Origin of the sequence: Staphylococcus sp. HMSC077D08, from assembly GCF_001837945.1 — a bacterium.
GTDB classification, from domain to species: domain Bacteria; phylum Bacillota; class Bacilli; order Staphylococcales; family Staphylococcaceae; genus Staphylococcus; species Staphylococcus epidermidis.
This window is the reverse complement of the sequence record NZ_KV834818.1, coordinates 1-10,859: the sequence shown is the minus strand read 5'-3', so window position 1 is coordinate 10,859 and position 10,859 is coordinate 1. Positions and strand designations below refer to the sequence as shown.

The 10,859-nt window shown below is 30.1% G+C and carries 8 protein-coding genes and 1 pseudogene; 8 read left to right on the top strand and 1 reads right to left on the bottom strand.

Annotated features, from left to right (window positions below):
- Positions 1-279, bottom strand: a pseudogene (locus tag HMPREF2663_RS09715) (MSCRAMM family adhesin SdrC); the annotation flags it as partial.
- Between HMPREF2663_RS09715 and HMPREF2663_RS09710 the strand changes: the two are divergent.
- The 8 genes from HMPREF2663_RS09710 to gtfB all read left to right on the top strand — a co-directional run bounded on the left by HMPREF2663_RS09710 (position 266) and on the right by gtfB (position 10,744).
- The gene (locus tag HMPREF2663_RS09710) at positions 266-526 is read left to right on the top strand and encodes an LPXTG cell wall anchor domain-containing protein (RefSeq protein ID WP_002475885.1); all 261 of its coding nucleotides are present in this window, start codon (positions 266-268) and stop codon (positions 524-526) included. The pseudogene HMPREF2663_RS09715 and the gene HMPREF2663_RS09710 overlap by 14 nt on opposite strands.
- A gap of 134 nt (positions 527-660) precedes the next feature.
- The gene (gene secY2 / locus HMPREF2663_RS09705) at positions 661-1,854 is read left to right on the top strand and encodes an accessory Sec system protein translocase subunit SecY2 (RefSeq protein WP_002496239.1); all 1,194 of its coding nucleotides are present in this window, start codon (positions 661-663) and stop codon (positions 1,852-1,854) included.
- Positions 1,855-1,867: 13 nt separating this feature from the next.
- Positions 1,868-3,424, top strand: a complete 1,557-nt coding sequence (gene asp1, locus HMPREF2663_RS09700; protein WP_002446817.1) for an accessory Sec system protein Asp1 — start codon at positions 1,868-1,870, stop codon at positions 3,422-3,424.
- Positions 3,417-4,961: an accessory Sec system protein Asp2 gene (gene asp2, locus HMPREF2663_RS09695; RefSeq protein ID WP_002446818.1), complete on the top strand. Its 1,545-nt coding sequence runs from the start codon at positions 3,417-3,419 to the stop codon at positions 4,959-4,961. Before asp1 ends, asp2 begins: the two co-directional genes overlap by 8 nt.
- Position 4,962: 1 nt before the next feature.
- Positions 4,963-5,469, top strand: coding sequence for an accessory Sec system protein Asp3 (asp3, locus tag HMPREF2663_RS09690; protein WP_002446819.1), 507 nt, complete (start codon positions 4,963-4,965; stop codon positions 5,467-5,469).
- A 21-nt stretch (positions 5,470-5,490) separates the two neighbouring features.
- Entirely contained in the window at positions 5,491-7,881 is a 2,391-nt protein-coding gene (gene secA2, locus HMPREF2663_RS09685; protein ID WP_070592863.1) for an accessory Sec system translocase SecA2, read from the top strand.
- A gap of 18 nt (positions 7,882-7,899) precedes the next feature.
- A complete protein-coding gene (gene gtfA / locus HMPREF2663_RS09680) occupies positions 7,900-9,411 on the top strand; it encodes an accessory Sec system glycosyltransferase GtfA (protein WP_002446821.1) in 1,512 nt (503 codons plus the stop codon).
- Entirely contained in the window at positions 9,404-10,744 is a 1,341-nt protein-coding gene (gtfB, locus tag HMPREF2663_RS09675) for an accessory Sec system glycosylation chaperone GtfB (protein WP_002446822.1), read from the top strand. Before gtfA ends, gtfB begins: the two co-directional genes overlap by 8 nt.
- Positions 10,745-10,859 lie beyond the last annotated feature (115 nt).

The window sequence follows — 10,859 nt, the reverse complement described above, 5'->3', positions numbered from 1 at the left end:
TGATTCAAACTCAATGAGTGCATCAGACTCAGGATCAGTAAGCGCATCAGATTCAGCGTCAGTGAGTGCATCTGATTCAGCATCAACAAGTGCGAGCGACTCAGCATCAACAAGTGCATCAGATTCAGTGTCAACAAGCACAAGCGTGTCTGATTCAAACTCAATGAGTGCATCAGACTCAGTGTCAGTAAGTGCATCAGATTCAGCATCAACAAGTGCATCAGACTCAGTGTCAACAAGCACAAGCGTGTCTGATTCAAACTCAATGAGTGCATCCACAAGTGAGTCAAATATCACTTCAAATGCAACTTCTAACAGTGCATCAAATGGTGAAAGTACAAACTCATCTAATGTAGCTCAACAATCAGATCACAAAGATAACAGTGACGAGACCAAAGAACTTCCTGAAACTGGTAACAGAAATGATACTAATAATACAAACGTATTAATGGGAGCTGTTCTCTCATTACTTGCTGGATTAGGTTTAGTGAAAAAATCACGTAAAAACAAAGAAGATAAAAAATAATTATAGATTTTAATCTATGATAATATGAAGTAAAACAAAGAGGCTAAGACATAATATTGAGTTTACGTGATAGTAAATCAACTATGTTTTAGCCTCTTTGCACTCATATTAAATAAGAATTTTAGGTGGAAAAAATGTTAAGAAATAAAGATTTTAAGATTTTACACAAAAGGATTATTTTTACAATGTTCGTTCTTTTTATATACATATTTGGAAGTAATATTTCTATCATTGGTAATGAATCAATTAAAACCAGTCATGATAGCTTTTTTAAATTAGCTGTTTCAAATGTCGGTGGAGATTTAAGTTCATTGAACGTATTTTCACTGGGATTAGGACCGTGGTTAACAGCAATGATTAGTATCATGCTATTCAACTATAGAGATGTAGATAATGTTATTAAGCAGACTCGTTCAGAAAAACAAATAAAGGAAAGACTATTAACATTACTCATAGCAACGATACAAGCATACTATGTTATCCATACCTATGTTCAGAATAATATAATACAGAACACAAATATTCTGTTACTTGTATTAGTTTTATTAACAGGGACATTACTATTAGTCTGGTTAGCTGACCAAAATACTACTTATGGCATTGGAGGACCAATGCCAATTGTATTAATGAGTTTAATAAAATCTTTATTTCATCAACAATTGTCTAGTATAAATGTAACAGCAACATTATTTATTGTGATCGGATTACTAGTTATAGCGGTGCTAACACTTCTCTACATAGAATTATCAGAGTATCGACTTCATTATAAAGATATAATGAATATGTCTACACAAACTTCACATTCATATATTGCTTGGAAATTAAATCCAGCAGGAAGTATATCTATAATGATAAGTTTATCTTTGTTTCTATTGTTAAATAGTGTTATTAACTTAATTGGAAAATTACTTTTGAATAAGGAAATGAATGTAGACATTTTCGGATTTGATAATCCTGTAGGTATTACAGTATATATTGTAATACAAATCAGTTTTGGATACTTACTATCTAGATTTTTAATCAATACTAAAAGGAAATCTAAAGAATTTTTAAAAAATGGAAATTACTTTGTAGGTATTAGCCCTGGTAAAGAAACTGAGCGATATTTAAATAAAAAAGCGAGAAGAATTTGCTGGTTTGGTTCAATTACAGTTACATTGATTTTAGCAGTGCCCTTATATTGTTCATTATTGGTTCCAGAGCTTTCAAAAGAAATATATTTTTCAATACAACTTATTATGTTGATTTATATTGGTATAAGTATAACTGAAACATTAAGGGCCTATTCTTATTTTGATAGATATAAAAGCATATTAGACAAATATTAGGGAGGAATTTTCAATGAGATATTTTATACCAGCGTGGTATAGTGGGCAAAAATTGTGGAAAGACAATACTCTTCCCTTCTATTATAAGCCGGATAAAACAGAGTTTGATGACATGATTAGCTTAATGTCTATGCATAAGAAAAATGGTTATGAATATAAGTTACTAGTATTAAATTATTCACCTAATTTAAGGTTGTTTTTACATAGACATGATTTATTTGAAAGTGATTATTGGTCTGTTTTTGATGTGTTACAAAGTGCTCCAAACACATTACCTAGAGCTATTGATTATTTAGATTTGAATTGGCCTAAAGATACAGAGTTTGTATATTCGCCATTTATGGTAGAAACAATTATAGGTGAAAATATGTATTCTCAAATTACGTTTAATCAAGAGGGATATGTACTTCATATACATGAATATGAAAATGGATTGCAACAACAAAAGATGATATTTGACGATAGAGGGTTTATATCTTCAATTATTAAATATGAAAATGATACTGAGGTTGAACAAATTTATTTAAATGTATTGGGGGAAAATATTCTAACTGAGAATTTAATAACAGGAGAAGTATTAGTTAATAACCCAGTTAAAGATTTATTAGACCATAGTAAATATTTAAATATGTTGGAAATAATAGAAGAGATTGTTGAAAAATTTTATAAAGATCAAATAACACAATCAGATGATTTTATTGCTGCTTCCGATGAAAGACACAATCAGTTAATTACACGTTATTTTGAAGCAAATCAATTATGTTTTTCTCTATTTTCAAATAGAAATAGAGAAATAACGCCACATTTAATTCAATCCATGCAACCAGCAAAAAGTTGTTTAGTTGACACAAAAGAAAATGAAAGAGAATGTAGTCTTATTGTTAATAACAATTCAATTGACATGAAAATGTCTAGAATTACACCCTTTGATACTGAAAAAATTCCAAATATAAGTTCTCAGTTATATGATGTGCATATTGGTTTTTGGATAGATAATTTATCAAGAGATGTAGTAGAACCTGTAATAGATCAGTTATATAGTTATATTAAAAATAAAGAAAACTATAGAGTTACTATTTTAATGAAAGATATAACAAGTAAAACACCAAAATGGTTATCAGACATAGTAAAAGAAAAAAATGAATTATATAATGAAGAACAAAGAACTTTAAGTGAAGAAATGGCTGATGTGTTAGAAGAAGAAATGGAATTTATAAAAATAATTAAAATTGAATCGGTCTTATTTGAAGAAGACTTAATTAGAGCAATGTCACAATTAAGAGTAGTTATAGATTTGGGTGATGAACCAGATTTATATCTGCAAATTAGCGCAATCAGTGCAGGAGTACCTCAAATTAATATGATAGAAACGGATTATGTGACATCTAATGTAAACGGATTAATAATACCAAGTTCATCTAATATGATACAGGCGTTAGATTACTTCTTACTAAGTTTGAAAAACTGGAATTATTCTTATGCATCTTCCATAAAATTAGTAGATGAATTTAGTTCGACTAAGATAATAAGAGAAGTGGACCGTTTGATAAAAGGAGAGTTATATGGCTAGAAAATTTAACATATTGCAAATCGGTGGAGAAGATTTAGAACCTATTTTCCATGATAAAAAAAACGTGTACAACGATTATCTTGATCCAATACTATTTACATTTGAAAGTGGTTATGAAGAAGCAATTGAAAATTTAATAGATGACATTGGTTCCTTTGATTTAGTATTTATTCAAACAACATATTCTCAAGAATTGATGAAAGTTATTGAAATAGTGGGAGAACCATATACGATTTATGTAGATGAAAACTACTGGGATTTTCAATTCGAAAATGATTCTCGAGTAAAATATAAATTTATTAAACCATTATTTTATAAATCAACAGATGAGTTGCATCATAAATTAAAAGCGGGCGCTTTTACTAAACAATACGGAGATAAAGTCTCACCAATTAAAGGGGAGGTAAATCCTAATTTTGAAGGAGAATTTGAGTACTTTGGTAACAAGGAACTCGTTTTGTCTGGAAATTTTGGAGAGTCGTATACGCCAATTGTTAGCTGGAACCAAAACTTAGTTTACGATAAGAATATGATGGTACAGTTATGGCCAGAATTTTTTGTAGAGGGAAATGTTGATGTCCAATATATAATTAGATTAATCCCATTTGGCTCATTAGAACATACGAAAGATGTTATTACCCTGACAAAGGATGATTTAAAACAGCCTTTGGAATTGATGCCAAGATCTTATGATGCAAACATTTCTATAGTAGTAAAAGCAAAGGGAACAGGTGTTGTACATCTTAGGGCAATCCATAAAAGGTGGTCTCGTGCAGAGATGGGCCAATTTATAATGGGTGGTCAACGTTACAACGATGAAAATGGCGAAGAGTATATACACTATTTCAATCCTGGCGATTTAAAGCCTCCATTAAATGTATATTTTAGTGGTTATCGTTCATTAGAAGGGTTTGAAGGGTATTTTATGATGAATAGTCTAGATGCTCCATTTCTACTTATTGGGGATCCTAGAATCGAAGGTGGATCCTTCTATCTTGGATCTGAAACCTATGAAAATAGCATAAAAAAAGTTATTAAAGAAACATTGGAATATTTAAATTTTAAAGAAGATGATTTGATATTATCTGGATTGTCGATGGGGTCATTTGGCGCATTATACTATAGTGCACAATTAAACCCGAGAGCTGTGATTGTTGGTAAGCCATTAGTGAATATTGGTAGAATTGCTGAAAATATGAAACTAAAACGACCCAATGATTTTGGAACAGCACTAGACATTTTGATGTCACAAGAAGGCACATTTAGTAAGGAAAATATCAATCATTTGAATAAGCGTTTTTGGGAAAAATTTAAGCAAAATGAATTTGAAAATACAACTTTTGCTATCGCATATATGCAAAATGATGATTATGATGATATAGCCTTTGATGATTTAATGTCTGTGCTAGGAGAATCCAAAACGCATATCATGACACGAGGCGTGCCTGGTAGGCATAATGATGACTCGGCAACGATAACCAGTTGGTTTGTAAACTTTTATCATATTATTTTAAATAATTACTTCGGGAGAGAGTAATATGAACCAAAATAAGCGATTTGATATCACCTGGAAAAAGGTACATAAAAGTACTTTTATGTATGGATCTAAGCTAAAATTTAATAACAATTTTGTCAGCATGGACAATTCTTTGATGCCCTCAGGAATGGTGATACATGAATGGAACATGCTATCAAGTTATACAACCAATAAACAAGTGCCTTCATTACCGCTATTGAAAAAAGGGAGCAATTATAAAATTAAGTTTGATTATGATGTCATCCCTGAAAAATCAGTGTATTTTAAAATTGTTTTATATAAAAAGAATGGTGAAAAAATTAAAACTATGATTATCGAAGATGATGATAGTGAGTTTGAATATCCAAAAGATGCCTATTCTTATAAGATTGAATTAATGAATGCTGGATTTCAGCATTTACAATTTTACCGAATTATTATTGAAGACCAACATATAGAGAAATGTCATTCAACTATACCAACTGATATTAGTGAAACAATTGATAAAATCAGACACAATATAGTATAAAATTCAGAAAGAGGTGTCCAAATGACAGGTAAATTTGAGAATACTATTAATAAAATGCGGTTAAAAAAACTAAAGAAAACATTAAATAGTATCAATAACATGAGTCATGTTTTTTCTGAATATACTGATGAAGAATTAAAAGCAAAAACTCAAGAATTTAAAAAGAGAATAATGGAATCTAAAGAAACATTAGATCAAATTTTGCCAGAAGCATATGCCGTGGTAAGAGAATCTGCCTATCGTGTATTAGGTATGTACCCCAAAGATGTGCAGGTACTAGGAGCTATAGTAATGCATCAGGGAAATATAGCAGAAATGCAGACCGGAGAAGGAAAAACGCTAACTGCAACGATGCCCTTATATTTAAATGCATTAACAGGTAAAAGAGCATTTTTAATTACGACTAATGATTACTTAGCCAAAAGAGATTGCATGGAAATGAAACCATTATATGAATGGTTAGGCTTAACTGCATCATTGGGATTTATAGACATTCCAGACTATGAATATGAAGCTGGTGAAAAGCAAAAACTATATGCACATGACATCATTTATACTACAAATGGTCGTTTGGGCTTTGATTATCTTACAGATAATTTAGCAGATCACAAGCGAACTAAATTTTTACCTGAATTACAGTTTGCAATTTTAGATGAAGTTGATTCAATCATTTTAGATGCAGCACAAACACCACTCGTTATATCCGGGGCACCACGATTACAATCTAATTTATTTGATATTGTAAAAGAATTTATACATACACTTAAAGATGGTCAACATTTTAAACTAAATAAAAATAAAAAAGAAATTTGGCTAAAAAAACAAGGTATTGATAAAGCAAATGACTATTTTAAAGTGCACCATTTATATGATGAAAGTAATTTTGATTTGGTTCGTATTATCAATTTATCATTGAGAGCAAAATATCTATTTGATTACAATTTAGATTATTTTGTATCAAATGGAGAGATTGTGTTAATAGATAGGATTACAGGGCGAATGCTTCCAGGTACGAAATTACAGTCAGGTTTGCACCAAGCAATTGAAGCTAAGGAAGATGTTGAATTATCTATTGATAAGAGTGTGATGGCTACAATTACATTCCAAAACCTATTTAAACTCTTTGACAAATTTGCTGGAATGACTGGTACAGGCAAACAAGGAGAAAAAGAATTTTTTGAGTTATATTCGAAAATTGTAGTTGAGATTCCCACAGACAAACCTATTCAGAGACAAGATTTGGAAGATAGAGTATTCGCGAACATGGAAGAAAAAAATCAAGCTATCATTGATACTGTAGTTGAAAAAAACAAAAAAGGTCAACCAGTTCTTTTAATAACTAGAACTGCAGAAGCAGCTGAATATTTTTCGACTAATCTATTTCAATTAGATATACCTAATAATCTATTAATTGCTCAAAATGTTTCTAAAGAAGCTCAAATGATTGCAGAAGCAGGCAATAGAGCAGCAGTTACTGTGGCTACTAGTATGGCAGGACGTGGTACAGATATTAAATTGGCACAAGGTGTTCATGAAATTGGTGGCTTAGCAGTAATTATTAATGAACACATGGAAAATAGTCGTGTAGATAGGCAGCTAAGAGGACGTGCTGGTCGGCAAGGTGACCCTGGTGTATCTCAAATATTTGTATCATTAGATGATTACATTGTTAAAAAGTGGAGCCAATCTAAACTTCTAGAGAACGACAAGTTAAATCAAACTAGTAGTGAAACTTTAGAAAATAGTAAAGTTTTCCAATTGAGAGTAAAAAACATTGTAAATAAAGCACAAACTGTTTCAGAAGAGACTTCAATTGTTCAACGTGAAATGGCTAATGAATTTGAAAAAAGTATAAGCGTACAAAGAGATTTAATTTATAAAGAAAGAAATCTTATTTTAGATATGGTTAACAAAAACCAATTTGATTATAAGCAATTGGCAAAAGATGTTTTTAGAAAAGATTTAAAAATTTTTAATATAAATGATGAAAAAGGTGTAATTAATTATGTTTATAAAAACTTATCTTTCAATTTTGAAACAAATAATGAAAAAATAGATGTATATAACCAAGAATCAATTGTTAATTTTTTAATACAACATTTTATGCAGCAATTTGGGGATAATCAAAAGAAAGCAGCAGACCCATATTTCATATTACGTTTCATTCAAAAATCAATTATCAAAGCAATCGATATAGCATGGATTGAACAAGTCGATTATCTTCAGCAACTAAAAGCTAGTGTTAATAATCGCCAAAATGGTCAAAGAAATGCCATATATGAATATCATAAAGTTGCATTAGAGTCATATGAAGATATGACAATTACATTAAAGAGAAATATTATAAGAAATTTATGTTTAAGTATTATAACGTTTGATAAACATGGAGATCTTATGATTTATTTCCCATAAAACAAGAGGAGGGATACGATGACTGTATATAATATAAATTTTGGAATAGGTTGGGCAAGTAGTGGTATTGAATATGCACAAGCATATAGAGCTAAATTGTTGAGACAGTTGGATAGAAATGTAAAATTTATTTTTTTAGATTTCATATCTTCTGAAAATATCCAAACATTGACTGATAACTTAGGTTTTAAAGATGATGAAGTAATTTGGTTATATCAATATTTTAGTAATATAAAAATTGCACCAACAACATATACTTTAGATGATTTAATGGGTGAAATCGGTAACGAAATTACTCAAATAGAGGATAACGGTAAAATCAAAAGATTGTATTTCGATGATGATAAAAGTTCATTTGCAACGTGCTATATGAAAAATCCAGATAAAAATTATGTAGATAGAGTGGAGTTTGTCCTTGAAGGCTATTTAATAAGAAAAGATTTCTTTAGTTATACAAGAGTTTTTTCTGAATATTATGCCCCTTATCAAAATTATGCCAAGATATATATGAGACAGTTTTACAATGAAGATGGAACAATTGCATATAAGGAATATATAGATGATAAAGAAAGTGTCTTTGTCTTTGATGATGCACAACTCTATAGTAAAGCAGAATTTGTTGCATATTTCATGAATAAATTAAATTTATCAAATAGAGATATCGTGATCCTAGATAGAGCTACAAAAATTGGCCAAGCAGTATTACAAAATAAAGGTGCTAGCAAATTAGGTGTGGTAGTTCATGCAGAACACTTTAGTAATAATGCCACTGATGGCGATAATATATTGTGGAATAACTACTATGAATATCAATTTAGAAATGCAAAATTTGTGGACTTCTTTATTACTGCGACCGATTTACAAAATCGTATTTTAAGTCAACATTTTTCTAAGTATACTCATGATAATCCATTAATTAGAACAATTCCTGTCGGTAGCTTAAATAAACTCATTCATCCAGAGAAAAAAAGACAACCATATTCAATGATAACGGCATCACGATTGGCTAAAGAGAAACATGTATACTGGATTGCTAAAGCAGTTGTGAAAGCCAAAAAAGAGATTCCTAAATTAACGTTTGATATATATGGTCAAGGTGGAGAAAAAGATAAAATAGAACAAATTGTTTATGAAAATAATGCACAAGACTATATTACATTAAAGGGCCATGTTAATTTGCAGAACGTTTATTCAAAGTATGAATTATTTGTGTCTGCTTCACAAAGTGAAGGTTTCGGTTTGACATTAATGGAGGCAGTAGGTTCTGGCTTAGGAATGATTGGATTTAATGTGAATTATGGTAATCCAACATTTATTCGTAATAGTGAAAATGGATATCTTATGTCTGAAAATGTAGAATCTGCAGATGAAGAAGAAAAGATTAATGAACTAGCTTCATATATTGTGAAATATTTTAAAAATGGACCCAAACATCCAGAAAGCATATCATATGAAATTGCTAGTGAATTTTTAACTCAGAAAATAGTAGAAAAATGGGATATGCTAATTAAAGAGGTGCTACATGATTAATATATTTGATAATTATCATTTTAACTCACAATTATTACATCGTTCATTGAAACTTGCAGGATATCAACATTTGACAATTTGTTTAGAGGATGATGGTTTTTTACCAGATGATGTTACCTCTCCTTATCAATTTTTTGCTCAAAATCCAATTAATCCAAGTGATAAGCCTTTATTCTTTAATGAAGTAGAGGTGCCAACTTACTGGGAAATTACAGGTACAAATGATATGGGTGAAATAAAAAATTTAGGGGAAGTTAGAGGTAAAATTTTCTATCAACCTAATTTCAAAACTCGTATTGTAAGTCGAGTTGAGTGGTTGGATAACAAGCAACGATTACGCACAGTTGATTTCTATAATAAAAATGGGTTTAAATTTGCTGAGACTATCTATGATTTGACTGGTAAAGCTATAATGAAAAAGTACTTTGATCGTCTAGGCAAAGAAATTATCTATGAAAATTATGTGACTGGGGACTATGTATTAAATTGGAAAAATGAGACACACTTTTTCAAGTCTCATGAATCATTTATCATATATTACTTAAAACAACTAAATGTAGATTTAAGTGTAGTTATCTTTAATTCACTAGCGATGCCTTTTATCGCGTTATATAGAATGGATACAATTGGAAAAGGAATTCTCGTTTGGCAAGAAAACAGCCATGGTAACGTACCTGGAAATATGAAACTTATGTTTGATGAATATCTAAAGAGAAATTATTCTGTAATGATACCTGATAGTATTGAATATCTAACAATATGCCAAAGACTTGATGATAGTGAACGAGATAAAGTATATAGAGGTGGTTACCTTTATGATTATCGAAAACAAAACCAGTTTAGTAGAAACATATTAACTTTAACAAATTCAGACCAATTGTCTTGTATTGAAGAATTAGTGAAAAATAATAGCAACTATCAGTTTCATATAGCGGCTATTACAGAAATGTCTAATAAATTATTAGAATTAGTGAAATTTGATAATATTCGATTGTATCCAGTGGCAGACGAAGAAACAATTGAATCATTATATCAACAATGTGATATTTATCTCGATAACAATAAAGGTAATGAGCTATTGGATGCAGTCAGCAGAGCATTTGAAAATGATATGGTGATCTTTGCAACCCATGATGAAGCACATAATCGTATGTTTACAGCCACTGAAAATATTGTTATGAAAAAAGACATTAATAACTTGACAGTAATTTTGAAAAAAATGGCTAATAGCAGTAAAGCATATCACACCAGGTTACAATTACAAAAGGATTATGCGAATGAAATTGAACATGAACAATTCATTAATAGAATTAATATGTCATTAAAAAAATAGGCCCTTATTAAAAAAGCTTATTTATATTTTTGTTTACTAGACTAGAAAGATAGCAGAAGACTTCATATACTACTAAAAAAAGCGGTTGGGACATAATTCCTAGCAAAATAGCCAG

What these genes read in the sequence shown, in the direction of transcription:
- HMPREF2663_RS09710 (WP_002475885.1), top strand. Translation starts at nt 266, where the DNA reads ATGAGTGCATCCACAAGTGAGTCAAATATCACTTCAAATGCAACTTCT.
- secY2 (WP_002496239.1), top strand. Translation starts at nt 661, where the DNA reads ATGTTAAGAAATAAAGATTTTAAGATTTTACACAAAAGGATTATTTTT.
- asp1 (WP_002446817.1), top strand. Translation starts at nt 1,868, where the DNA reads ATGAGATATTTTATACCAGCGTGGTATAGTGGGCAAAAATTGTGGAAA.
- asp2 (WP_002446818.1), top strand. Translation starts at nt 3,417, where the DNA reads ATGGCTAGAAAATTTAACATATTGCAAATCGGTGGAGAAGATTTAGAA.
- asp3 (WP_002446819.1), top strand. Translation starts at nt 4,963, where the DNA reads ATGAACCAAAATAAGCGATTTGATATCACCTGGAAAAAGGTACATAAA.
- secA2 (WP_070592863.1), top strand. Translation starts at nt 5,491, where the DNA reads ATGACAGGTAAATTTGAGAATACTATTAATAAAATGCGGTTAAAAAAA.
- gtfA (WP_002446821.1), top strand. Translation starts at nt 7,900, where the DNA reads ATGACTGTATATAATATAAATTTTGGAATAGGTTGGGCAAGTAGTGGT.
- gtfB (WP_002446822.1), top strand. Translation starts at nt 9,404, where the DNA reads ATGATTAATATATTTGATAATTATCATTTTAACTCACAATTATTACAT.